This window comes from Vreelandella maris, assembly GCF_013371085.1.
Classification (GTDB): Bacteria; Pseudomonadota; Gammaproteobacteria; order Pseudomonadales; family Halomonadaceae; genus Vreelandella; species Vreelandella maris.
Genome location: NZ_JABWCV010000014.1, coordinates 19184 through 44381 on the forward strand (window position 1 = coordinate 19184; position 25198 = coordinate 44381).

The 25198-nt window shown below is 55.7% G+C and carries 23 protein-coding genes; 13 read left to right on the top strand and 10 right to left on the bottom strand.

The window, feature by feature from the left end; all coding sequences use genetic code 11:
• Positions 1-616 precede the first annotated feature (616 nt).
• On the top strand, positions 617-2134 hold the full coding sequence (locus HUO07_RS13190) for an NCS1 family nucleobase:cation symporter-1 (RefSeq protein ID WP_058578183.1): 1518 nt from the start codon (positions 617-619) through the stop codon (positions 2132-2134).
• A gap of 61 nt (positions 2135-2195) precedes the next feature.
• Here the strand turns inward: HUO07_RS13190 and HUO07_RS13195 are convergent, their stop codons facing one another.
• Positions 2196-3101 (bottom strand): LysR family transcriptional regulator, encoded by a 906-nt coding sequence (locus HUO07_RS13195; protein WP_176303959.1) that lies wholly within the window; start codon positions 3099-3101, stop codon positions 2196-2198.
• Between the two features lie 190 nt (positions 3102-3291).
• Between HUO07_RS13195 and HUO07_RS13200 the strand changes: the two genes are divergently transcribed.
• Positions 3292-6342 (top strand): bifunctional diguanylate cyclase/phosphodiesterase, encoded by a 3051-nt coding sequence (locus tag HUO07_RS13200; protein ID WP_176303960.1) that lies wholly within the window; start codon positions 3292-3294, stop codon positions 6340-6342.
• Here HUO07_RS13200 and HUO07_RS13205 read toward each other — a convergent pair.
• The 5 genes from HUO07_RS13205 to HUO07_RS13225 are packed head-to-tail and all read right to left on the bottom strand — an operon-like array spanning position 6322 to position 11136.
• On the bottom strand, positions 6322-7350 hold the full coding sequence (locus HUO07_RS13205; RefSeq protein ID WP_176303961.1) for a CobW family GTP-binding protein: 1029 nt from the start codon (positions 7348-7350) through the stop codon (positions 6322-6324). The genes HUO07_RS13200 and HUO07_RS13205 overlap by 21 nt on opposite strands.
• 3 nt (positions 7351-7353) lie before the next feature.
• Positions 7354-8394, bottom strand: coding sequence for a GTP 3',8-cyclase MoaA (gene moaA, locus HUO07_RS13210; RefSeq protein WP_176303962.1), 1041 nt, complete (start codon positions 8392-8394; stop codon positions 7354-7356).
• A complete protein-coding gene (gene moeA, locus HUO07_RS13215) occupies positions 8391-9662 on the bottom strand; it encodes a molybdopterin molybdotransferase MoeA (RefSeq protein ID WP_176303963.1) in 1272 nt (423 codons plus the stop codon). Before moeA ends, moaA begins: the two co-directional genes overlap by 4 nt.
• Positions 9659-10270 carry a molybdenum cofactor guanylyltransferase MobA gene (mobA, locus tag HUO07_RS13220; RefSeq protein ID WP_176303964.1) on the bottom strand — a complete coding sequence of 204 codons (612 nt, stop codon included), beginning with the start codon at positions 10268-10270 and terminating at the stop codon, positions 9659-9661. The genes moeA and mobA overlap by 4 nt, the downstream gene beginning before the upstream one ends.
• Positions 10267-11136, bottom strand: coding sequence for a formate dehydrogenase accessory sulfurtransferase FdhD (locus HUO07_RS13225; RefSeq protein ID WP_176303965.1), 870 nt, complete (start codon positions 11134-11136; stop codon positions 10267-10269). Before HUO07_RS13225 ends, mobA begins: the two co-directional genes overlap by 4 nt.
• 176 nt (positions 11137-11312) lie before the next feature.
• On the opposite strand from HUO07_RS13225, the gene HUO07_RS13230 reads away from it, so the two are divergent.
• The 11 genes from HUO07_RS13230 (at position 11313) to HUO07_RS13280 (ending at position 22078) form a co-directional block, all read left to right on the top strand.
• Complete coding sequence (locus HUO07_RS13230) at positions 11313-11750, top strand: DUF3305 domain-containing protein (protein WP_176303966.1); 438 nt, start codon at positions 11313-11315, stop codon at positions 11748-11750.
• Positions 11750-12376 (top strand): DUF3306 domain-containing protein, encoded by a 627-nt coding sequence (locus HUO07_RS13235; protein ID WP_176303967.1) that lies wholly within the window; start codon positions 11750-11752, stop codon positions 12374-12376. Before HUO07_RS13230 ends, HUO07_RS13235 begins: the two co-directional genes overlap by 1 nt.
• A 198-nt stretch (positions 12377-12574) precedes the next feature.
• On the top strand, positions 12575-14302 hold the full coding sequence (locus HUO07_RS13240; protein ID WP_176303968.1) for a 4Fe-4S dicluster domain-containing protein: 1728 nt from the start codon (positions 12575-12577) through the stop codon (positions 14300-14302).
• A 4-nt stretch (positions 14303-14306) separates the two neighbouring features.
• Positions 14307-14921 (top strand): TorD/DmsD family molecular chaperone, encoded by a 615-nt coding sequence (locus tag HUO07_RS13245; protein WP_176303969.1) that lies wholly within the window; start codon positions 14307-14309, stop codon positions 14919-14921.
• Between the two features lie 83 nt (positions 14922-15004).
• Positions 15005-15205, top strand: a complete 201-nt coding sequence (locus HUO07_RS13250) for a twin-arginine translocation signal domain-containing protein (RefSeq protein ID WP_176303970.1) — start codon at positions 15005-15007, stop codon at positions 15203-15205.
• A gap of 24 nt (positions 15206-15229) precedes the next feature.
• Complete coding sequence (locus HUO07_RS13255) at positions 15230-18082, top strand: molybdopterin-dependent oxidoreductase (protein ID WP_176303971.1); 2853 nt, start codon at positions 15230-15232, stop codon at positions 18080-18082.
• 106 nt (positions 18083-18188) lie between these two features.
• Positions 18189-18803 (top strand): formate dehydrogenase FDH3 subunit beta, encoded by a 615-nt coding sequence (fdh3B, locus tag HUO07_RS13260; protein WP_022521832.1) that lies wholly within the window; start codon positions 18189-18191, stop codon positions 18801-18803.
• Between the two features lie 11 nt (positions 18804-18814).
• Positions 18815-19915, top strand: coding sequence for a formate dehydrogenase subunit gamma (locus tag HUO07_RS13265; RefSeq protein WP_176303972.1), 1101 nt, complete (start codon positions 18815-18817; stop codon positions 19913-19915).
• A 105-nt stretch (positions 19916-20020) separates the two neighbouring features.
• Positions 20021-20353 (top strand): DUF1244 domain-containing protein, encoded by a 333-nt coding sequence (locus tag HUO07_RS13270; protein WP_176303973.1) that lies wholly within the window; start codon positions 20021-20023, stop codon positions 20351-20353.
• Positions 20354-20358: 5 nt separating this feature from the next.
• Positions 20359-20880: a molybdenum cofactor biosynthesis protein B gene (gene moaB, locus HUO07_RS13275; protein WP_176303974.1), complete on the top strand. Its 522-nt coding sequence runs from the start codon at positions 20359-20361 to the stop codon at positions 20878-20880.
• Positions 20873-22078: a molybdopterin molybdotransferase MoeA gene (locus tag HUO07_RS13280; RefSeq protein WP_176303975.1), complete on the top strand. Its 1206-nt coding sequence runs from the start codon at positions 20873-20875 to the stop codon at positions 22076-22078. The genes moaB and HUO07_RS13280 overlap by 8 nt, the downstream gene beginning before the upstream one ends.
• On the opposite strand, the gene HUO07_RS13285 is transcribed toward HUO07_RS13280, so the two are convergent.
• The 4 genes from HUO07_RS13285 to HUO07_RS13300 all read right to left on the bottom strand — a co-directional run bounded on the left by HUO07_RS13285 (position 22053) and on the right by HUO07_RS13300 (position 25159).
• Positions 22053-22535 (bottom strand): hypothetical protein, encoded by a 483-nt coding sequence (locus HUO07_RS13285; protein WP_340162500.1) that lies wholly within the window; start codon positions 22533-22535, stop codon positions 22053-22055. The two genes, HUO07_RS13280 and HUO07_RS13285, sit on opposite strands and share 26 nt — an antisense overlap.
• Positions 22510-23070: a chemotaxis protein CheW gene (locus tag HUO07_RS13290; protein ID WP_176303976.1), complete on the bottom strand. Its 561-nt coding sequence runs from the start codon at positions 23068-23070 to the stop codon at positions 22510-22512. The genes HUO07_RS13285 and HUO07_RS13290 overlap by 26 nt, the downstream gene beginning before the upstream one ends.
• Positions 23060-24733: a diguanylate cyclase gene (locus HUO07_RS13295; protein WP_176303977.1), complete on the bottom strand. Its 1674-nt coding sequence runs from the start codon at positions 24731-24733 to the stop codon at positions 23060-23062. Before HUO07_RS13295 ends, HUO07_RS13290 begins: the two co-directional genes overlap by 11 nt.
• A gap of 69 nt (positions 24734-24802) precedes the next feature.
• Entirely contained in the window at positions 24803-25159 is a 357-nt protein-coding gene (locus tag HUO07_RS13300) for a response regulator (protein WP_176303978.1), read from the bottom strand.
• Between the last annotated feature and the right edge of the window lie 39 nt (positions 25160-25198).

The window sequence follows — 25198 nt, forward strand, 5'->3', positions numbered from 1 at the left end:
AGCCCTCTCGTGTCATACGCACCAACCGTCTGCTAACGCATAACGGTGATTAACGGTCAGGTAAAACCATGTATTGCTAATATGGATTAGCAAATACGGCGGTCGCTTGGCGTGTAGTGACATCGGCTTAAAGCCAAATGTTTATTGTTATGAGTAAAAGTTGTCATATTTGACAGCTTTTTGAACATAGACCTTTACGTAGTCACTTTTCAAGGTTTTTTTATGGGGTGTGCGGCTATGTATTAACCAATTGATTTTATTTGTTTTTATTTTTTATGTGATCTTTTTTTGCTAATTTAGTGAGTGTTTGCACATATTTGGTGGTTTTTAAATTCTTTTAAAATCAGTGATTTGATTTTTTATTGGCTGGTTTGTGCACTTTTTATGGTGCTTTTATGGTGCAATATTTTTTTAACGAACTAAGGTTTTTAGTGGGTTTGCTATACATTGGCGAAAACAATAACAAGCGCGTAGTTAGTGACTGCCTATCTGTCGATCAAGTCAGCTTTTTGTTCAATAAGTTAACGATCCTGTCTTCAGTTTAGGCATGCTTATTGCTGCGACAAAAGCTGAACCCGTACATGCGGTCGGCAATGTCGCTGCTGAGGAGAATAAAATGACTGGCTCAAGAACCCAGATGGTAGACAGAGAGGGGTTGATTGAACTTAATGTTGGTGAGGACGTGCGCAATAGTCCCCGCTTCAATAAAGATATTGCACCTACCCAGGCAAGTGAGCGTACCTGGAGTAAGTGGAATATCGCGGCACTATGGGTGGGGATGTCGATCTGCGTGCCCACGTATACGCTGGGTGGGGTGCTAACCGCCTACTTCGGCTTGAGCGTGGGTGAGGCGCTCTTTGCCATCTTGCTCGCCAACGTGATCGTACTGATTCCACTGACGCTGAATGCCTTTCCCGGTACTAAGTTCGGGATTCCTTTTCCGGTGGTATTGCGCTCATCCTTCGGTATTTTGGGCTCGAATGTGCCGTGCCTAGTACGCGCGCTGGTGGGCTGCGGCTGGTTCGGTATTCAAACCATGTTTGGCGGCTTGGCCATTCACCTGCTGTTGTCGGAGCTAATTCCCGCCTGGGCTGCTTTGGGTGGCGTGGGGGAAGTGATCGGCTTTTTTGTTTTCGGCGCGATGAACCTGTATGTGGTCATTCGCGGAGCGGAGTCGATTAAGTGGCTGGAAACGCTGGCTGCACCGCTGCTGTTGGCCGTAGGCGTTGGCCTGATGATGTGGGCGTGGCCGCATATGTCGATGACCGAGCTGCTGGCTCAACCGCCATCGCGCCCTGAGGGGGCTTCCGTTTATGGTTATTTCTTTGCCGGTTTGACCGCCATGGTGGGTTTTTGGGCGACTCTCTCACTAAATATTCCTGACTTCAGCCGCTTTGCCAAAAGCCAAAAAGATCAAATTGCAGGCCAAATTATTGGTCTACCGCTGACGATGTTCTTCTTTGCTGCCCTTGGGGTCGTGCTAACCGCTGCGTCTGAATCGCTAGTAGGGCAAACCGTTGCAGATCCGGTGAGGTTAATCGGTTATATCGACAGCCCCTTCTGGGTCATTATGGCGATGTTATTGATCATTATTGCCACTATTTCGACCAACACCGCTTCTAATATCGTCTCCCCTACCAATGATTTTCAGAACATAGCGCCAAAAGTGATCAATCAGACGCGTGGCGTGCTGATAACCGGTGCGGTGGGAGTGCTGCTGATGGGCTATGACCTGTTACAGAAGGCGGGCATCATTCCTCCTGGAGTGTCTCTTGAGCAGATGTACTCCAATTGGCTGCTGGGTTACTCCAGTCTGTTAGGCCCCATTGCGGGCATTATGGCGGTGGACTACTTCCTGATTAAAAAGCAGCGCCTGGATGTGCCCAGCCTGTACCTGGATAGTCACGCCTATCCCGCGGTCAACATGGCCGGTTTTATCGCTTTCGGGGTTCCTGTCGTACTGACCTTACTGTCACTGTTAACCGGCACGATGAACTGGTTCTATGACTACGGCTGGTTCACTGGCTCCGCGCTGGGGGCGATTGTTTACTACGTCGCAAGCCAGGTATTGGCGTCATCTCCAAAGGCGGGGCCTGCGCCAGTGATGGCCAGCGAGGTGACAGAGCAATCCTGATCGGCTGTCGATGATAGTGGCTGTATGACAAAGCTCGGCAATTAGCCGAGCTTTGTCAGGCTTAGTCTCCCCCACTGATAAACCCCAAAAACGCATCCACCACGCGATTGGGGCGGCGGTCATGGCGGGTAATCAGTACAAACGGGATGCGGTAGTGCTGAGTAGCGGTGTGAAGCGCGCGCATCTTGCCTGCTGCCACCCACTGCTCGGCGACATGTTCGGGTAGAAAGCCCATAAAGCGTCCGGTCAAAATCAGAAAGGCGGCCCCTTCTCGGTCCGAGGCAGAAGCCTGTAGGTTGAGTGCTTCGTGGGCTTGGCGTGCAGCATCAGGTAGTGGGTAGCGCGGGCGAATCGCCGGGTGGCTGGCGATTTGTGCAAGGCTCAATGCCTCATCGGGCACGCTGAACAGTGGATGTTCGGCGGAGCAGTATAAGTAAGAGGGTTCGTCGTACAACAGCCGCGTTTCTAAACTGGTGGGCAAATTCACCGCAGGCACTACCCCCACATGCAGGTGACCATCCATCACGCCGCGAATCACCGCGTCCGATGGCTCCATATGAATATGGACCGTTACCTCGTGATGAGGGGCGGTGAGTGCTGCCAACGCATGGGTCACATCCATGGCGGGTAGCGTGACGAGGTTATCGGTAATACCGATATTCAATTCGCCTTTGATAGTGTGATGCAGCGCGTTAACGTCGCTTTTAAAGGTCTCCAGCGCCGTAAGCAGTGTTAGCCCTGCCTGATAAATCTCTTTCCCCTCTTCTGTTAGGCTGAATCCGCCGCGTCCTCGCTGACAGAGGGAAAACCCCAGCCGTCCCTCCAGGTCGTTCATATGCTGGCTAATGGCCGAGCGACTAATCCCCAAGGTGGTTTCCGAAGCGGTAAAACCGCCGCACTCAACGACCGTCTTAAAAATGCGGATCAGGCGTATTTCGTAGTCGCTCATTTGGCCTAGTGATGCCATAGCTGTCTCTTGATCAGGAAAAAGGGGTTTTTTTGCTGCATTGCGTTTAACAAAAAATTGATATACATCAAAAAAGCGAAGCGTCACTATCTGGCATTGCGCCCATAAAGTCGCGGTGGTGTATCTTCCACTGTTATTTTTACACTGTATCAGGTGCGCTTGCGCGACACTTGAATAAGGCCAATATTTGATGCGCTCCTCTCGCAGTGATGAGTTAGCCCACAAAACTCAAGCAGTGCCGATGTATCGCCGACAGCAGCGGCAAGCCATCGTCATATTTGCGTTGGCTCTGTGCGTCATGTTGCTGCTATTCGGTTGGTTATTGGAAGGGCAGTACCAGCAAGAGATACGCTCGGCTGAGTCTCGAGCCATTTCGCGTTCGAATGTAGTGGCCGAGTGGGCAAAGGGTATGCTGGGGCAGAGTGGGCAGGCACTTTTTACCTTGGCGGAGCGAGTGGAGAGTGTCGGAGGGGCGGGCCTCAATAATACGGCGAGCATACAGTATGCTTTAGAAAGTTTGACTGGCTATATGCCACTAATTGATGAGCTTGGCGTTCTCAATGCCCAAGGGCGTGTCTGGGTAAGTAGTAGCAATAACCGGCATGCGGGTCTTGATATTAGTGAGTCTGATTTTTTTCGCTCTTTCCAGCAAGGCAAGCAGCAAGAGCTGGTCACGCCGCTTTACTGGTCATCACAGAACCAGCAGTTCTACCTCTATCACGCTCGGCGGGTGAATGATGCAAGCGGTAATTTTAACGGTTTGGTGGTTGCTCGGCTGGTGCCGCAGACCCTGATCGAAGCGCTGCAGCAAATGCGCGTCTATGACGGCGAAAGCATGGCCTTGATAGACGCCAACCTCAAGTTAATTGCCCGCCATCCCATGCCCACAAACGGCGCTACCGTGGGCAGGCAAATTGAAGATTCTGCTACGCAACAGTGGCTCAAGACGCAAGAAGCGTCACAAACATTTACCGCGCTTTCATCCATTGATGGGCGGGAGCGCCTGTTCCATTTGCAGCGAGTCAGTCACTACCCGGTACTGGTGGCGGTGGGCGTGGATGTGCAGCGGTTATTAGCAGGTTGGCGCCAACGAACACTGGTGTTAACGGGCGTTATGGCGATCATTGCGCTGTTGGGAGCGTGGGGAGTGCGCCACTATTTGAACCGCCTCGCACTCTCTTATCAGTTGCAGACCCGTGAGATGCGGCTGGATGCGCTGATTAACTCCCTACAAGACCTGATTTTTGTATTTGATGGTGAGGGTCGGTTTCGCTTTATCCATGCCATCGAAAAGGACAAGCTACTCTTGGGTAGCCAGCAAGCGCTAGGATTGCACTATCAGCAGGTGTTGCCCCCCGCGTTGGCAAACACCTTTGACGCCATCTTTCATCAAGTTCAGCAAACCCGTCAGGTGGCGACGTTTGAATACCCGCTGATGCTAGGCCAACAGCAACGTTACTTTCATGCCACTGTTAGCCCCTTGGCAAGCAAAACAAAATACTTTGAAGGAGTGCTTTCTGTGACCCGCGATATTACCGACGCGAAGCAAGCCGAGGTTGAACTGCAAATCGCCGCTGCTGCATTCCAGGCGCATTTAGGCATTATGGTGACCGATGCGCGGGGCAATATCCTGAAGGTTAATGATACTTTTAAGCGTATTACCGGTTACAGCGATGAGGAGATGATTGGCAAAAACCCGCGTATGTTTAGTTCCGGCCACCATAACGCTGCGTTTTATCGTCGGCTGTGGCGTAGCGTTATGGCAACGGGTAACTGGGAAGGGGAGATCTGGAATCAGCGCAAAAACGGCGAGCTGTTTCCTGAATGGCTGACCATTAGCGCTGTGTATGGCCACGGCGGTGAATTGACCCACTACGTGGCGACCATGAGCGATATTAGTGAGCGTAAAGCGGCCGAGCAGGAGATCCACCAGCTTGCCTTTTATGACCCGTTAACCGGCTTTGCTAACCGTCGACTGTTTATTGATCGTATTGGTACAGCGTTAAAAGAGCTTAACCGCCATCAGCGCTGCGGCGCGTTAATCCTGATCGATATTGATAACTTTAATCATGTTAACGATACCCTAGGCCACCATGCGGGCGACCAGCTGTTGCAAAGTATTGCCCGGCGCTTTGGGCGAATGCTGCGAGATACCGACACCTTGGCAAGGTTGGGAAGCGACGAGTTTGCGGTGCTGATTGAAGGGATTGATGGTAGCCCACGGCAAACTCAGCAACTGGCTGAACATATCGCGTATAAGCTGCTGGCGGCGCTGGATGAGCCGATCAGCGTGGGGGAAGAGAGTGCGTTAGTCACCGCTAGCGTAGGTATTACGATCATCGCAGATAGCCAGCGCAGCGCAGACGACTATCTTCAACAGGGAGATATGGCACTTTCTCAAGCGAAAGCCAGCGGCCGACGAGCAGTGCGCTTTTTTGACCCTTCCATGCAGGCAAAACTGCTAGCTAAGGTAAAACTAGAGTCGGAGCTTCGCCAAGCGCTTGAGCATCAGCAATGGCGGCTGCATTACCAACCTCAGGTTGATCGTCTGGGTAGATTAATAGGCGTTGAAGCCCTACTGCGCTGGCAGCACCCTGAGCGTGGGTTAGTCTCGCCGGGCGAGTTTATACCGCTGCTAGAGAGCACAGGGCTGATTAATGATGTCGGAGAGTGGGTGCTGGAAGAGGCTTGCCAGCAGTTAGCCCAGTGGGCAGGTTCGCCGCTGCTGAATAGGCTCACGATTTCGGTGAACATCAGCCCACTACAATTCCGCGAGAACAACTTTCTGCAGCGGGTCGAGCAGGTATTTCAGCGCACTCAAGCGCCGCTAGAGCAGCTGAAATTAGAAGTCACTGAAACTCTGTTTGTAGAGGCGCGTGACGATGCACGCGATAAAATGCTCAGTCTAAAAGCCTTGGGCGTTCGTTTCTCGCTGGACGACTTCGGCACCGGCTACTCGTCGCTGGCTTACTTGGCCCAACTGCCGTTGGACCAGCTGAAAATTGACCAATCCTTTGTGCAGCAAGTGCTAGAGAGCAAAGCAAACGCGGCGATTGTGGAAAGTACCATTGCCCTGGCGAAGAGCTTAAACCTGGATGTGATTGCCGAGGGGGTGGAAGTGGAAGCGCAGCAGGCGTGGCTGATGGCCCATGGCTGTCACGCCTTTCAGGGCTATCTGTTCGGACGGCCGGTGTCCGTTAATGACATTGAAGCAGCCGTGCTAGCTCAGTCCTACGCTTGAGGCATGCAGCTTGATGAGTAACGCCGCGATCAGCGCGGCGTGCTCAAAGCTCTCGGGGGTAATCACCTCAAGCCGCGAGTCCTGCCGCCAAGCGCTGCTGGCAACGCTTAGGGCGCCATCCGAGCGGTTGAACCGTTTCCAGCCGTCGGTGGTGTGGAACACTCCCTTTACCCGCGCCGTAGTGGGCAGCTCGCTAACACAATGGGCAAGATGGTCTAGGTCGAAGCGCTCGGTAGGGTGCCAGCGCAGGCCTGTGCTGGTGTAACCCAGCGCATTGGCGGTTTGCTGTTGGGGCTGGCCAGGAGGGGGCGGAAAATCGAAAAAAGCGCCCTCTAGGCTAGGGCTGGCTGCCAGAGCCTGATGCTCGGCAGGCATCGCAGGCTGATCTTGTTGGCGCGCCTGGCCGCTGTCCAAGATGAGCGACACCGGCAGCACCCCTTCCTCAACGGTGTACACCCATTTACGGGCAGGCCATAGCGTGCCGATAAACTGCTGCGCTTGTTGATGCTGGGCTACGCTTGCCTGCTCGCCCATGGTGATAGCGATGGCGTCGGCCATATTTAGCTGGTCCTGAAACGTGTCGTGCTCGCGCACGCGGGCTTCATCTAGGCGGCGGGGATCAAGCGTAGCGATGATATCCTGCACTGCCACCACGTCTTGAAACGCCTCGCCGCGCAGTAAATCTAATAACCCCGCCGGATGGCCAAGGCCCGATGGCTCGATAATCACCCGATCGGGCTTGCTGCGCGCCAATAAATTGACCAGCGCCGCCTGAAGCACGAACGCTAGCTGGCAGCATAGGCAGCCGCCGGGCAAGCCTTTCACCACCACATCATCGCGCGCATCAAACATCGCCTGATCAATGCCGATCTGGCCAAATTCGTTGACCAGAATGGCCCATTTCTCACCCACAGGCTTTTGTTCAATCAGGCTGTGGATAAGCGTGGTTTTGCCGCTACCTAAAAAGCCGGTGACGATGTGAACGGGAACGCGTGAAGCGGCTGCCAACGGTTAACCTCCGGTCATGTTCATAAAGCGCACCACCTGCACGTCGCCATCGGTGGTGAAGTGGTGGCGTTCGGGCTTAAGCGGTAGGGCGTTAATAATGGCGGTTTTGAGCGCCTGCATATCGCCAGGATGGCGGCGCAATACGGCGCGCAGGTCTACCGAGTGCTCATTACCCAGGCAGAGCAGCAGGCGTCCTTCTACGGTAACCCGTACGCGATTGCAGCTATCGCAGAAATTATGGCTATGAGGCGAGATAAAGCCCACCCGACTGTCGCTGTCGGCCATTTTGAAGTAGCGCGACGGCCCCGGTGTGCTCTCCGTCGTGGGCATCAGCGGGTAGCGTGTTTCGATCAACGCCTGAACGTCGTCGCTGGAGTAGAAGGTCTCTGCCCGGGAGTGGTCCGACACATCGCCCAGCGGCATCTCTTCGATAAAGCTAATATCGAGGCCTTCCCGGCGGGCAAAAGTGACCAGTTCGATGACTTCGTCGTCATTACGCCCCTTCAAGATCACCGCGTTAAGCTTGATACGCTTAAAGCCTGCTTCCTGAGCGGCATGAATACCGTCGATGACTTTGGCTAAATCACCGGTGCGGGTGAGTTGCTTGAAGCGTTCGGCATCCAGCGAATCCAGGCTGATATTTAGCCGTCGTAAACCGCCGGCGTAAAGCTGCTTGGCGTGTTTGCGCAGGCTGGCGCCGTTGGTGGTCATGGTGAAATCGTTAAGGCCTGGCATCGAGCCGATTTCGTCGACCAACTGGGTGATATCACGGCGCACCAGCGGCTCACCCCCGGTCAGGCGAATTTTTTCCACGCCGAGTTCGGTAAAGGCGCGGGCGACCATAGCCAGCTCTTCCAGCGTGAGTACCTGGGCGCGGGGCAGGAACGTCATCTCCTCGCTCATGCAGTACACGCAGCGAAAATCGCAGCGATCGGTGACCGAGATACGCACATAGCTAATGCGCCGACCAAAGTCGTCGATCAGTTGCTGGTCAGTGTCTGGCTGGGCAGATCGCTGTGGATTAGCGTGTCGTTGCTCGGTCATAGCCATCCCGTAAGTGGTTGTATGCTGACTACCTCGCCTGATTGTGCGCCGTCTTGGTCATCAGCAAGCTCAATCAAACAGTTAGCAGCCACCATCGAGGTTAAAATGCCCGAACCCTGGGCGCCGGTACTGCGCACGTGTAGCTGTCCATTCTTATCAGTATGGTAAACGCCGCGAATAAAGTCAGTACGCTTTAAGCGACTTTTTAACAGGTTATCGGCGATCGCATGCAGGCGATAGGGTAGCGCCATGGGCTGCCCATGAAGGCGGGCCAGCAGCGGTGTCACAAACTGTCCAAAGGTTACCATGACAGCGACCGGGTTGCCGGGCAAACCGACAAATGGGGTGCGCGATTCGCCTAGCCAGCCGCAGGCCATGGGGCGCCCTGGGCGCAGTGCCACGCGCCAAAAAGCCAGGCGGCCCAGTTGTTCCAGTGCAGCGCGAGTGAAGTCGGCCTGACCCACTGACACGCCGCCGCTGGTAATCACTAAATCGCTCTGTTCGGCGGCTTGCTTTAGCGCCGTTTGGGTCGCGTTTAAGTCGTCCGGCAGAATGCCCAGATCGATCACCTCGGCCCCCTGCTCGGTGAGTAAGCCGATCAGCGTGAAGCGGTTAGCATCGTAAATGCCGGCCTTGGGTAGTGGTTCGCCGGGGGCCGTGACTTCATTGCCGGTGGAAAAAATCGCCACCCTGGGGCGCTGGCACACGGTAACCTGTGCGTAACCCAATGATGCTAACAGTCCCATTGAGGCGGCATCGAGCCGTGCTCCCGCAGGTAGCGCCGTGTCGCCAGTGGCAATATCTTCACCGGCCTGGCGAACATGTTGGCCGTGTTTGAGAAGCTCGGGCGACTCAATAATCACATGCGCAGGCTTATCATCTAACGGTTCGCGCAGCTGTTCACTCATCACCACGGTATCGGTGCCCGGCGGCAACGGGGCACCGGTGGTGATGCGCACACAGTGACCGGCAGGTACTAATTCGCTGCGATACTGCCCGGCCAACACCTCACCGGCCAGCGGCCAATGGGTTTGCTTGGCCCCAACACCTTCTTTAGCCAAGGCGAGCGCTACGCCATCCATGGCCGCATTGGTATTTTGCGGCACGTTAATGGGGGCCTGGATGGCCGCAGCCAACCGACGGCCGTGAGCCTGCGCTAGCGGAATCTGTTCGCTGCCCAGCGGGCGCTCAATCAAGGTGGTGAGTGCCTGGCGCGCTTCATCCACGCTAAGCATGCGCTCGCCAAGGTCAAAGCAGGAGAGCGTCATGTCGACACCTTCCCTGAGACGGCTGCCAGCAGACTTTCCAAACGCAACTTCTCTTCTTCGGTATTAAGGTTGGCAAACGCATCGGGGCAATCCGACATGTCGACCTTGCACCACGCATGGCGGGCGTACCAACGGTCAATCTTGCGTTCGCCTTCGGAAAGTGTAGCGGCCAAATCGTCCGCCAGCGAAGTGCGCAGCAGGGCAACCACTGGATGCAGCCGTTCGCCGTCAAAGGCCACGGCGATGTCATGATCGCCAACCCCAGCCACCATGCGCGCCACTAAATTGTCAGGCAGGGCGGGGGAGTCGCAGGGGGCGACCAGTAACCAAGGCGTTTTTGCCGCGCGTAGGCCGCTATAGATACCCATCAGTGGGCCTTTAAAGCCGCCTTCTTCATCGGCAATCACGCGATCGGCGAAGAAGCGGTAGGCGTCAGCATTGCGGTTGGCGTTAATCAGCAGTTCGGCTACTTGGCCTTCAAGGCGTTTTACGACATGGCCGACTAATGGCAGGCCCGCGAACGGCTCAAGCCCTTTATCCCGGCCACCCATTCTGCGCCCTTCGCCGCCTGCGAGAATCATGCCGGTGAGTTCGTGAGTGGGAATCATGAGCTTGCCTCTTTAGATGAACGGGCATGAGATGGTCGATTAGGTATCGCATCCAGCGCCAAGCGATTCTGCGTATTAATCGCTTGAAAGTGGCGGCCTTTGGCGCGGGCAATCAGCATCACGCCGAAGCGTTCAGCCAGCTCGACGCCTTTTTGGGTAACACCGGAGCGCGAGACCAGTACGCTAATGCCCATTTGCGCCACTTTGAGTACCATCTCAGATGTCAGGCGCCCTGTGGTATAGAAAATATCAGCATCGGCACTGTCGGCTTGTTGCAACCATTGGCGCCCGGCCAGGGTATCCACCGCGTTGTGCCGCCCTACGTCTTCAACAAAATCGAGCACCTCGGTTTGGCGGCAAAGCGCACAGCCGTGAACAGCGCCCGCGCTGCGGTAGGTCTCATTATAGGCGTTGAGATTTTGCAGCAGTTGATAGAGCGTGGACTGTGCTAACTGCGTATCGGGAAGCACCGTCAGGGCGGTTTGGTCGAGCAGTTTACCAAAGACCGTGCCCTGGCCGCAGCCGGTCGTCACCGTGCGGGTGCTTAAGCGCGCCTCTAAATCCTCGGGCAAGTGGCGTGTAATGACGACCGCTGCTTCTACTTCCCAATCGACCTGAACGGCGGCTAAGTCAGCCGCGGCACGCAGTAAACCTTGGTTACGTAGATAGCCCACCACTAGCGCTTCAGGGTCATCGCCGAGCGTCATCAGCGTGACGATTTCACGTTTGTTGAGATACACGGTGAGTGCCCGTTCAGCGGCGATGGCCTGCTGACGCGCATCGCCATATTCATCAACGATGCTGATCTCGGTGGTGGCCGGTAAGCGGGCTCGGCTTATCTGAAGGGCAGGCTGAAGGGCGGGCATGGTAATCCTCGCGAAATAGTTCTCGCAAAACGACAGGGTTGACGATGATGGCGCTGGGGATGCTTACTTGTCTACCCATTCAAGCGCTATCCTTATAGGTGCGTTTTTTCTAAGTGCTATTTTCTAGGTGCTATTTTTCCACATGTCATCCATGCAAGGTTCAGGGTTTTTAAAATATGAGCGATAACCTACGCCCTATCAGTATTACCTTGGTAGCTGAGCCCAAGCAGGTGAAGCGTTTTACACTGACGCAGTGGCGCATTGCTGAGATAACGCTGGGCGATCAGGGTGATAATGTCCTTAACCTGCAGCTGTCGATGACCGAGCGTGCTGCTTACCGCTTCAATCTAACCTCGACTACTCCGCGACTGTTTGTGCGTGCAGGCTTTACCGGACAAACACCCAAGCCGGATGCGATTTCCGCTAGTCAGGACGTTGCGGCTGGTTGGATGGATGGCGAGCAGCAGGTGCTAGAGGCACCTATGCCAATGGCCATTCAGGTCTGGCTTGAGAGTTATCTGGCACGCCATGGGGAAGCGCCACTGGAAATGCGCAAGAAAAAACGCAAAGGGGCTGGGCGCGCCAAAGACACGCCCTCCAAGGAGCAGCCGTAATGAGTCGCCTGGAACGCTGGTCGCGACTAAAGCGCCATGTTCAAAAAGAAGAGGACGCATCGGCGTCCTCTTCACCAGATTCTACGCCCGTTGATGAGGCATCTGTTGACCATGAGGCAGCGCTTCATAATGAGGCCGAGCAACCTAACGCTGAGAATGACCAATCTCTGGCAACGTCAGCCGAGGAGCCAGAACCCGGCAGTCTCGATCACACCTTGCCAGACCCTGACACGCTGGAAGCAGGCAGCGATTTTAGTGCGTATATGGCGCCGGGCGTTAGCGGCCCTTTACGCCGACAAGCATTGAAACGCCTATGGACCACCGGTAACTACAACGTACGCGATGGCTTGGACGACTACGACGCCGACTACAATAAGCTGTTGAAACCGATGGCGGCAGATCTCGCCGGTAAACTGCGCCGCTGGACGCATAAAGTGGAAGAGGCGCTTGATAAGCCAGTAGACGAGGGCCACACCGAGTCCCCGGCTGAAGTGGCAGCCAGTGAGCCATCGACAGCTGCTGACGAAGAGCACTCCGCACCTTGCACGGCCAGTAACAACGTTGTAAAAGAGCCTTCAGTAGACGACCAGTCTGATTATTTATCTGACACTCATACCAAACTATGACATTATTCCTTAGTACATAAAAATCAATAAGTTGAGCATTGATTTAGTTGCTAGCGTTGGCAGCGTTGACGGTAATTAAGTTGGCAAATATCAGCATTGCACATAGGCTGAACTTAGCTTCAACGTATTGTTATGCCACAATAGTTAAATATATAACTCAAAAATATAATAAGAATGATTCCCAGACCGTGAGAGCGCATGAACCAACGAATCCAACTGGCGTCGATAGACGACCAGCGCAATGCCGAGGCTCGGGAAACGGTACGCCGACGTATCTCGTGGCCAGCTAACCTAACGCCTGCCAATGTGACCTATCACAGCCGTGGTCATGCGCTGTTAATCGGTACCGAAGCCGACGTTTACCCTGCCGCTCGCGCTCTACAGGGGCGCGGCTTGGCATCGCTGACGTTACTTGTTACTAAGTCTGACGCGAACAGCCCAGGAAACGATACTGTCGATCCTCTCGGGGCTAGCGAACCGCTGGTCGCCCAGACGCTGACCCAGGGACAACTCAGCCAACTGCGTATCAATGGCTATCTAGGTGCCTTTAACGTTCAACTTGACGATGAAGATGCGCCGCTGGATATTGCTCGCGCACTGATTGAGCGTGACGGCTTTGACTTAATCCTCGATCTTGCTCCGGCTTCGCATACCCAGCGCTGGGAGCTGCCGCCTCCTGGCTATGTAGTGATGCAGTGGCAGGACGTTGAGCAGCGCAGCGATATTCTCGACGATTTTGTGGGGCTAGTGGGCGAATTCGATAAGCCGCGCTATTTCCAAGTCAACAGTGATTTATGTGCCCATTCCACCAGCGGCAACATTGGTTGTACCCGCTGTTTAGATGTTTGCCCGGCGGATGCCATCTCCAGCATTCAGGGGCGCATTGAGTCTAATATTGAGATTGATCCCTTCCTCTGCCAAGGCGTAGGCAGCTGCACCAGCGCTTGCCCTACGGGCGCTATCGAATTTCGTCTACCGGAAACGCGCCGCCAGCAAGACACCCTATCCGCTTGGCTGGCAGCCTACCGTGAGGCCGGTGGTCAGGTGCCGGTGCTGCGTTTTATTACCCATGACTCCCAAGATGCCGAGCGGGCTGCGGGTGTAGTGCCCGCAGGCCATATCATTGACGCACCGTTAGAAGAGCTGGGAGCTGCAGGCCACGACCAGTGGCTAACCGCCTTGGCTGCCGGTGCCGCTGAGGTGCGTATCCAACTGCACCCTGATATGCCTGCCCGCTTGAGTACCTTTTTGACCGATCAAGTCGCCCAGGCACATGCCTTGTTGGAAGCGCTGGGCCATGATCGCGCCCGTGTAACATTGATTGAGATAGCTGACCACGCCGCACGCGATGCGCTACCGGCGCTTACTCCACTGACTGAGGCGCCGCTTAGTCTACCTGAGCCCGAAAAGCGGGCACGCTTGAACCGCGTGCTGGCACGGTTAGCCGAGTTGGGTAACCCCAGTGATGAGCGGGTTGCTATGCCGGTGGGCGCTGCCTACGGCGCCATTCAGGTGGACCGCGATGCCTGCACGCTGTGCCACGCTTGCGTCAGCAACTGCCCAACCCCCGCGCTCAAGTCAGGTGGTAAAACCCCCGCGCTGAGTTTCCTTGAGGCGGATTGTGTGCAGTGCGGCTTGTGTGAACAAGCCTGCCCGGAAGATGCGATTACCCTGATGCCCGGCTTCCTGGCATCGGAGGCTCGCGAAACACGCCATATCTGTCACGAAGAAGCAGCCTTTGAATGCATCAACTGCGGCAAGCCGTTTGCTACTGTCAGCACGGTAGCTACTATTAAAGAAAAGCTGGCCAACCACCCCTACTTTGCTGGCGAAGCGATGATTCGTCTGGAAATGTGTGAAGACTGCCGCGTTAAGGATGTTTGGAAAACCATGATTCGCGATCCCGACGCGCAACTGAAGGTATAAGCCGATGACGGATGCACTGCCCACGCTGAAAGAAGCGGATGCGCTACGTGGCGATATTTACCGGCTATTGGCCACATTATTACGCCAGACTCCGGATGCCGAGTTGCTAGATTGGTTGGCTGAACTGGACATCGAACAAGACGGCAGCCGTTTGGCCGAGTGTTGGCATGCGCTGGCAGCCGCCGCCAAGAATACCGATGTTGAAAGACTGCAGCGTGCTCACTTCCGCCTCCTGGTCGGCGTCATTCAGGGTGAAGTGGTGCCATATGCTTCTTGGTACCGCAATGGCGAATTGATGGAAGCGGCGCTGGTGGCGCTGCGTCAGGATTTGAAAGTGCTCGGTTTTGTGCGCAGTGAACATACCCGTGACCCTGAAGATCACTTGGCGGCACTATGCGAAGTGATGGCAATGCTGATTGACTCAGCCAGTCACGAGCAGGCCTATTTCTTTAGCCAACATTTAGCCCCTTGGGCGGCCAGCTGTTTTGCCGACCTGGGGCAGGTAGACACCGCTTTCTATGCAGCGCTGGGGCAGTTGGGTGGCGCTTTTATGGAAAGTGAGGAGGCTCGCTTGAGTGTTGATGCGGGTCATACGCCGGTGCGTATTGTTGAGCCTTAACGCAGGCTCCATAAAAAAATCAGTAAAAATCAAAAAAACAGCATAAAAAGACCCGCTATAAAGGCATGCAAGAGGAGAAACCCATGCACCCGTCACACAATCCTGAGCGCCGCCGTTTTATGAAAACCGTTGGGTTGGGAACTGCCGCTGCTGGCGCTGCAGCGGCAGTCGGTCATGTCACCCTGGCACAGGCTGACACTGCCCCGGTGAAAAACGAAAAACAAACGGTTAACTACCGTGAGACCGACCACGTCCGCGCTTACTACGCCTCGTTGCGTGACTGACGGCGGAATGCCAGGAGATTTGCCATGCGTTTAACTCGCAAAACAGACACCCCCAAGGCCTCTGGACTGGGAATTTCCCGCCGTCAATTCCTCAAGCGCACCGGTGCAGCCACAGGCGGCGTGGCCGCTGTCGGCTTCATGGGCGCGCCGATGATGCAGCGCTCGGAAGCCGCGGACAAAACACCGGTACTGGACTCTCCGGTAGAGACCAAACGTACCATCTGCTCCCACTGTTCAGTGGGTTGTGGCGTTTATGCCGAAGTTCAAGAGGGTATTTGGACTAAGCAAGAACCCGCTTTTGATCACCCCATCAACCGCGGCGCACACTGCGCAAAAGGCGCTTCACTGCGCCAGCACGGGCACTCCACGCGGCGCCTTAAGTACCCGATGAAGCTGGTGGCTGGTGAGTGGGAGCGCATGAGCTGGGAAGACGCCATTAACGAAATCGGCGACAAACTGCTTGAGCTGCGCGAAGAGCACGGCCCGGACAGCGTTTACTGGTTGGGCTCTGCGAAGTTTAGTAACGAGCAAGCGTACTTGATGCGCAAGCTTGCATCGCTGTGGGGTACCAACAACACTGACCACCAGGCACGTATCTGTCACTCCACCACCGTGGCGGGCGTGGCGAACACCTGGGGTTACGGGGCGATGACCAACTCGCTCAACGACATGCATAACAGTAAGGCGATTCTGTTCATTGGCTCTAACCCCAGTGAAGCGCACCCGGTCGCGATGCAGCATATCTTGATCGCCAAAGAGCGTAATAATTGCGACATCATCGTTGCTGATCCGCGCTTTACCCGTACTGCCGCCAAAGCCAACAAATACGTGCGTCTACGTCCTGGCTCTGATGTGGCGTATATCTGGGGCCTGCTGTGGCACATTTTCGAGAATGGCTGGGAAGATAACGAGTACATCAACCAGCGCGTTTACGGGATGGACGAAGTGCGCGCCGAAGTCGCCAACTTCCCACCCAGCGTCGTCGAGGAAGTCACCGGCGTGCCCGAAGCCGAGATGTACGATGTCGCCAAGCGCCTCTCCGACAACCGGCCTGGCTGCGTGGTCTGGTGTATGGGCGGCACCCAACATACCACCGGCAACAACAACACCCGCGCTTACTGCATTCTGGAGCTGGCGTTGGGCAATATTGGTGTCGCTGGCGGCGGCGCCAACATCCTGCGTGGCCACGATAACGTGCAGGGTGCGACTGACCTTGGCCTTGGCTGTGACTCGCTGCCGGGCTACTACGGCTTGGCGGAAGGCGCATGGCAACACTGGGCGCAAGTATGGGATGTCGACTACGAGTGGATTAAAGGCCGCTATGACGATACCGAATACGCCGATGGTAAGCCCATGTACAGCCCCGGCATTACCGTGTCGCGCTGGGTTGATGGCGTGCTCGAAGACGACGAAAACATCTCTCAGCGCACCGCGCTGAAAGCGATGTTCTACTGGGGCCACGCGGTTAACTCCCAAACCCGCGGTGTGGAAATGCAAAAGGCGATGCAGAAGCTGGAAATGATGGTCATCGTTGACCCTTATCCCACCGTCGCTTCCGTCATGCATGACCGTACCGATGGTGTTTATTTGCTGCCAGCTGCCACCCAGTTTGAAACCACCGGCAGTGTCACCGCCACCAACCGCTCAATTCAGTGGCGAGACCGCGTGATTGAGCCGCTTTTTGAGTCTAAACCCGACCACGAAATCATGTACCTGTTTGCCCGCAAACTGGGCATTGGTAATGAGCTGGTGAAAAACTATCAGATGAACGGCGACGAGCCGTTGATCGACGATATTCTGCGCGAAATTAACAGCGGTATGTGGACGGTAGGCTATACCGGGCAAAGCCCCGAACGCCTCAAAGAGCACCAGAAAAACTGGCACACCTTCAGCTTTGAGAACTTGCGCGCAGAGGGTGGCCCGGCGGATGGTGACTACTACGGCTTGCCGTGGCCCTGCTGGGGCACGCCTGAGTTTAAACACCCGGGCTCGCCCAACCTTTACGATACCAGCGTTCCTGTAATGGAAGGCGGCATGGGCTTCCGCGCCCGTTTCGGTATCGAGCGTGACGGTGTCAACCTGTTGGCGGAAGGTTCAGCGCCTGTCGGCGGCGATATCGACGACGGCTACCCGGAGTTCAACGACCAACTGCTCAAGGATCTGGGTTGGTGGGACGACCTGACCGCCGAAGAGAAGCAGGCGGCGGAAGGCAAAAACTGGAAAACCGACCTCTCCGGCGGTATCCAGCGAGTCACGATTGAGCATGGCTGTGCACCTTACGGCAACGCCAAGGCCCGCGCCGTGGTCTGGACCTTCCCCGACCAAGTGCCTAAGCACCGTGAGCCGCTTTACACCACGCGCCGCGATCTGGTTGAACGCTTCCCTACCTGGGACGACTTCGACTCGATCATGCGCCTGCCGACCATGTACAAAACCATCCAGGATCGCGACAACACCGGCGAATATCCGATGATTCTCACCTCCGGACGTCTGGTTGAGTACGAAGGGGGCGGTGAAGAGACGCGCTCCATGTCGTGGCTTGCCGAGCTGCAGCAAGAGATGTTTGTCGAGATCAATCCGGCCGATGCCAACGACCTCAGTATCAAAGATGGTGATGATGTCTGGGTTGAAGGGGCTGAAGGGGGCCGTGTGAAAGTTAAAGCACTGGTCACGCCTCGCGTTGATCGTAACGTCGCATTCATGCCGTTCCACTTTGGCGGCATGTTCCAGGGCGAAAGCCTGCGCGACCGTTACCCGGATGGGTCTGACCCGTACATCATCGGTGAAGCGGCTAACACCGCCACCACCTACGGCTACGACCCGGTGACACTAATGCAAGAGACTAAGTGCACCATTTGCCGCATTGAGCGCGCCTGAATCTAGAAAACTTGAGTCTAGAAAACTGAGTTTAGAACAAAAGACGCGATCGACCTGACAGCACGACGGTGCGGGAGCCATCCCGCACCGGCATGAGGAGAACAACATGGCTCAAATGAAATTTATGTGTGACGCAGAACGCTGCATTGAATGCAACGGCTGCGTCACCGCCTGTAAAAATGCCAACGATGTCGAATGGGGCATTCAGCGCCGCCGCGTGGTTACGCTCAACGACGGCGAAGCGGATGAAATGTCCATTTCCGTCGCTTGTATGCACTGTGACGACGCCCCCTGCATGGCGGTGTGCCCCACCGACTGCTTCTACAAGACCGATGACGGCATCGTGCTGCACGATAAAGACCTCTGCATCGGTTGTGGCTACTGCCTCTACGCCTGCCCGTTTGGTGCCCCGCAGTTTCCCCAGCAGGATGCGTTCGGCGAGCGCGGCAAGATGGACAAATGTACCTTCTGCGCGGGCGGCCCGGCCGAAAGCAAAGAAGAAGAGTACGAGAAGTACGGTTCCAACCGCATTGCCGAAGGCAAACTACCGCTATGTGCAGAAATGTGCTCTACCAAAGCGCTGCTTGCTGGTGATGCCCAAGACGTTGCCGATATTTTCCGCCAGCGCGTTGTACACCGTGGCCATAAAGATGGCGCCTGGTCCAACAATCCCCAGGCCAGCGCCGACAACCTAGCCTATGATGCTGCCCATAAAGGGTAAGGAGGCGTGTCATGAACCTGTTGACTGCACAGGCACCCGGTGGGGTGCCAAGCTCAGGTAAAGGGCTCGCCCTGGGCATTTGGCGTTTTATATTGGTGGCGCTTGCTTTGGTGCTAAGCCTAGGCTTTACGCAAGTGGCAGTAGCTCAAGCAGACCCTGATCGCGAAATGACCACCGCTGCCCCCGGCATTACCGCTGACCAGTGGCGTCAGGTGCGTAGTGGTGAGACTGGCCCCAACTACCGCGACTCGCGCTATGAAAGCGACTACAGCCTGATCAACTCAAGCGGTGAAACCTGGCGGGAGATTCGTAACCGCTGGGTATCGCCGTTTGGATTGATTGCGGTATTTGGCATGGCCGCGCTGATCGCCCTATTCTACTTCATTGTGGGCCGTAAGGAGCTTGAAGCACCGCGCACGGGTCGGCTGCTGTTGCGCTGGACGCTGATGAAGCGCGCACTGCACTGGACGGTAGCGACGCTGTTTATCATTCTGGCACTGACCGGCATGACGCTACTGTTCGGCAAGTTCGTGTTCCGCCCCTTGTTTGGCGATGGGATTTGGGCGTGGATGATTGCGGCCACGAAAGTGCTGCACAACTACCTAGGGCCGATCTTTGGCATTCTGCTCGTCATACTGCTGGTTAGTTTGATTAAAGAGAACATTCCCAAAAAGCACGACTGGGTGTGGTTTAAGAAAGGCGGCGGCATGATTGGCAAAAAGCATGTAGATGCGGGTTTTGCCAACGGTGGGGAGAAGGCGTGGTACTGGATATTGGCGACGGTCGGTATTCTTGTCATCGCCAGTGGCTTTGTGCTCGACTTCCCCAACTTCAATCAGGGGCGCGACACCATGCAGTGGGCTAACATTATCCACGCAGTCGGTGCGCTAGGACTCACCGCCATCTCCTTAGGTCATATCTATATCGGCACGCTGGGTACTGAAGGTGCACTTGAGGGTATGACCACGGGCTACGTGGATGAAACCTGGGCCAAAGAGCATCACAACCTATGGTACGACGAGGTCAAAGACCAAACGCTATCCGAAGAAGAGGTGGCGGCGCGTAAGTCATCTGGCGGTAGCAGTGAACCGTCGGCAACGCGAACCAGTTGATACGTGCTTTATGGTAGCGAGGACACCGCCTTTTGGCGGTGTCTTTTGTTATGCTTCACCTTAAGTTCTTAAATAGCCAAATGTCATTTTAGGAGAGCAACGGTTATGTCAGCATTTGATGAGTTAGACCCAGCGACGCGCACTGAGCTGGAAGCCGCCGCATTTCGTCGCTTGCTTCAACACCTGGACGATAACAAGGATGTCCAGAATATCGATCTGATGATTCTGGCGGACTTTTGCCGTAACTGCTTATCTAAGTGGCTGGTGAGTGCCGCTGAGGCGCGGGATGAAAGCCTCAACTACGATGAGGCCCGTGAGTACGTTTACGGTATGCCTTATAGCGAGTGGAAAGAGCTTTATCAACCGGAAGCCACGCCAGAGCAAATGGCGGCTTGGGAAGCACACCACGCTAAGAAGAAAGCAGCCAAACAGGGGTGACGTCAATGAGCGAACCAATGGTGCCCCTCAACATAGCCGTATTGACGGTCTCTGACACGCGTAATGAAGAGACCGATCGCAGTGGGCAAGCCCTTGTGGAGCGCTTAACCAAGGCGGGCCACACGCTGGCTGAAAAGCGCATTGTGCCTGACGACGTTTACCGCATTCGTGCGGTAGTAGCGAACTGGATAGCCGACTCAACCGTGCAGGTGGTGATCACCACTGGCGGTACCGGCTTTACTGGTCGCGACTCTACGCCTGAAGCTATCTCTGTGCTGCTGGATAAGCATATCGAAGGCTTTGGTGAGCGCTTTCGCCAGCTAAGCGGTGACGAGATCGGCAGCTCCACTATCCAAAGCCGTTGCCTTGGTGGCTTAGCCAACGCCACGGTGGTGTTCTGCCTACCGGGCTCAACCGGCGCCTGCCGCACCGGCTGGGACGGCATTTTGGCTGAGCAGTTGGATAGCCGTCACAAACCTTGCAACTTCGCCAACCTGGTCATCCCAGGCCGGGGGCAACATGGCTGATTTGCAGCCGATTTCAGCCGCGCTTGAAGCGCTATTGGCAGATGTGAGCGCACTAAAAGCAGAGAGCGTTCCACTGGAAGCCGCCGCCGGGCGTGTGCTGGCCGAAGCAGTGACAGCACAGCTGGATGTGCCGCCGTTTGATAACAGCGCGATGGACGGCTACGCCTTACGCGCCGCCGATGCAGGGCAGTGGCTATCCGTGAGTCAACGCATTGCGGCTGGTACGCAGGCTGAAGCGCTTGCGCCCGGCAGCTGTGCACGGATTTTTACTGGCGGCGAGATCCCTTCGGGGGCTGACTGCGTAGTGATGCAAGAGCGTGTGGAGGTTGATGGTGAGCGTGCGCTGATTCCTGCCGATATTCCAGTGGGTGATAACGTTCGCCGTAAAGGGCGTGACGTGCGCCAGGGCAGCATACTATTAGAAGCCGGTGAGCGGCTCGAAGCGGCGGCACTGGGCCACTTGGCGGGGCAAGGGGTTACCCACGTCAGTGTGCGTCGACGGCCCCGTGTGGCGCTGCTTTCGACCGGTGACGAGATCATTGATCCGGGCACGCCGCTCAAGCCGGGTCAGCTCTACAACTCCAACCGACCAATGCTTAAACGTCTGTTGGAGAACTTTGGCGCCGAGGTAGTAAGTACCGTTAGCGTGCCGGATGACTATGCCCGCACGGTGGCACTGTTAACGGCTGCCGCTGCTGAGGCAGATTTAGTCGTCACCACCGGCGGCGTGAGCGTGGGCGAAGAGGACCACGTTAAAGCTGCGCTGGAAGCGATTGGACAGCTTGATATGTGGAAACTGGCGATTCGGCCCGGTAAGCCGCTAGCACTCGGTCGCTTGCCTCGCGATGATGGCAGCCAGGCTCGGTTTGTTGGCTTGCCGGGTAATCCTGTCTCTGGGTTTGTGGGCGCCTGGCTTTTTTTGCGGCCTCTACTGGGCGCGATGCAGGGTTGTCCTGCGCTCGCAACGCTGCCAAACATTACCGCCAGCGCAGGGTTTGCCACGACTACCGGCCCGCGCGAGCATTATATGCGCGTGACGCTGAAATTTACGCCCCGCGGCGTGACGGCGATGGCCTTTGAGGATCAGAATTCTGGCGTGCTTTCATCGTGTATCAACGCGGACGCCTTCGCGGTGATTCCCCCCGATAGCGAAATCGCAGAAGGCGATGTGATTAGCTGCTTATGGCTGGCGGGCTAGGGCTGGTGGAGTAGGGCTTGTGAAGGCTAAGCTTGCCTGCATCCAGCAGTAGCACAAGTTGCTGCTGCTCAAAGGTGAAACCGCATAGCGCTGGCGAGAAGAGGCGGGACTGGAGCAGCTTAGGCAGTGGATAGAGCGTGCTGGCGGGCAGTTGCTGAAGCGAGATGTCTCCGTCCACGCCCAATTGCCAAGTGCTGGCGGTTTGGCCCTTGGCTGTTTGAGTATCGCGCAAGGTTAACCAGCGGCTAGGCTGGGGCTGATCGCTACTCTCGTCATAAAGCAGGGAGTGAGCGTTGGCAGTGCGCAATGCCGTAGGGTGATCCGTCATGGCGAGCACGTGACACGCTTCCATAGCAGCACGATAAGGTCCTACCCAAAATAGCACCAAGGTGACTTGGGCTTGCTCATGATGCTCGCGTTCCAGGGGCACCTTAACCCAACCCTTGCTGGTAGGCACTAAACAACGCCTCCGGGTCAAGTAGGGCCAGCGCTTGGCGTTCATCAATCTGCCATAACGCGCTGACGTAAGGAAGCAATGTACTGGAAAGCGTTTCGGGGGGTGGCTGTAGCAGGCTCTGGGCGACTTCACACACATCATCAAGCTGCTCTATCCGCACGCCGCTGCGAATACCCGATGCACTGACCAACAAAATCATGCCACTAGGCGTGCCTTCCGGTGTGGGTAAATCGAGCAGCGGCTGCAGATTTATTACCGACTCGATTTTGCCGCGCAGGTGCAGGACACCCTCGGTAGAAGCTGGTAAGCCCGGCACATAATAGACAGGCTGGTCGCTGGGTAAAATCTCACTCACTGCGCTACCGGGCAACGCAAAACGCTGGCCGTTAATACGAAATAACACTAGCTGCTGCGTGGGCTCATCAACATCTACTACGCTTTCGTCATCATGGTGGGCAGCTAACGCTTCTTCCAATGTCTGGGAGATCTGCTGCTGATCATTAGCGTGGCTGTCGCGGGAGGTTTCAGAATTCATCAGCTAACTCCGTACTCACCTGATTACGACCCAGCTCTTTAGCGCGGTAAAGTGCCTGGTCGGAGCTTAGGCGCAGCGACTCGGTCGACGGTTGCTCGGGAAAACTGCTAACACCCGCGCTGAACGTACAGCGAAAGCGAACATCACCGGCGTGAAAATCAACCAGTGCAAAGTCTTCACGTAAGCTTTCGATGAGCCTAGCAGCCTGCTCCCCACTAACGCCTTTCAGCAATACGACGAACTCTTCACCGCCGTAGCGGCCGATAATATCCGAGAGCCGCAAGCGACTTTTAAGCAGCCTTGCCAGGGTGATAATCACTTGATCACCCGCTAGGTGGCCATGGGTATCATTCACTTGCTTGAAATGATCAATATCAATCATGGCCATGGCGTGCTGGTTCTCTTCGCGGTGTGCCTGCGAGAGGGTTTTCGTGATCAGGTCGGTCGTCGTACTGTGGTTATAAAGCCCGGTCATGCTGTCGCGGGTCATTAGAGAACGCAGCAAGCGCAGGCGTTCTGCGCGCAGTCGCACGGCAGAGACGAGCTCTTCGGGTTGCACGGGTTTGGTAAGAAACGCTTCAACGCCGGCAGCCATGGCGGAAATCTGCTTTTGGCTATCGGTCTCGCTGGAGAGATAAATAATCGGTAGCCCAACGTGCTCTGGCTGCTGACGAATAATCGTTGCCAGTTCTTCACCCGAACACACGGGCATATACACATCGACCAGCACTAAATCAGGGCTAAAGCGTTCTAATGCATTGAGTGCATCGGCAGGGTGGTGCACCTGCTGCACAATCATGCTGGCTTCCTCAAGCAGCAAGGCGTGATAGGCAGCTACTTCGGGCTCATCATCGACAATAAGCACTTTCAGCGGTTCATCCGCCGCTGGGGCAGTGAGCTCATCCACGGCGAGCATCAGATCCAGCGGTTTCACCGGCTTGGTAAAGTAGCCACCGCAGCCAGCGCGAACGGCGCTAAGGCGCGAGTGAAAATCGCCATGGGCTGACAGCACGATAGCGGGAAGCGGCTCGCCGGTTAGCTTGTTCAAACTGGTTAAGGTTTCCGTACCGGCGGTTTGGCCTTGGGGGAAGTGTACATCCATAATCACCGCATCGGGACGGCGGGTGAGAACGGCATTAAAGAAGGTCCCTGTGTCAATAAACTGGACGACCTCATGGCCAAAACAGCGCAGATGATGAATAAGGTGACTGACCTGTTCTGGTTCGTCATCACATAAGTAAATAAGCCGCTGGCGTTTATTGCGTAGCGGCTCTGCTTGGTTGGTAAGCTCGAAGCTATTCACTGCCGCCAGGGCTTGCTGCTGGCCATGATGAGAACGCAAGTGCTGCTGCTCACGCTCCATCTGTTGTAGAAGCTGAGTGATATAGGTATCGATATCGCTGCGTGTGGGGCAGGAGATCAGGGCCGTTTCAGCTTGGTCGGCGAGCAGGGCTAACCGTTCAAAGCCCAGTGAGCGACCGGTGCCTTTTAGACTGTGAAAGAAACGGTGCAGCTCTGGCGCAAGCCGCGTCTGCTCTTCCTCCGAGTTACGGCTTTGCTGCCACTGCACAGCGGTTTGAGCTAAGCGGTGGGGCAGTTGCTCAATAAAGCGCTCACGAAGCTGGTTCAGCTTATCGTGCAGCGAGGGGGCGGGCTTAGACATCAAACTACCTGCGTGAGTGATCGAAAGCGGCGATCCATTCCATCCATTATTTCTTCCATCTTGCGTTACTTACTTGTTAAGCGCCTGTTTTATGGCGGTTTCCAGATTACTAGCCAGCTCTGCATCTTTGCTTAGACAAGCGTGGAGGCCTGGCGTCTGGCGCAGCTCATCATCTGGAGTATCTCCGGTGAGTAAGATAAACGGCAGGTCATTATCTTGCTCGCGGAGCATTGCCAACAGCGCTAACCCGCTAATCAAAGGCATATGCATGTCGCTAACAATCAGTGCGATATCACTGTGTGTGTCCAGTTGCTCGACGGCACCCATCGCATCAAAGGCCATTAAGGTTTCATAACCTTGTGATCCAATCAGTGCGGCCGTCATTTCCCCTGCAAGCGGATCGTCGTCTACGACCAGAATGTGCATCCCATAACCTCGTAATGATTGTTCTGTAAGTGATAGTCG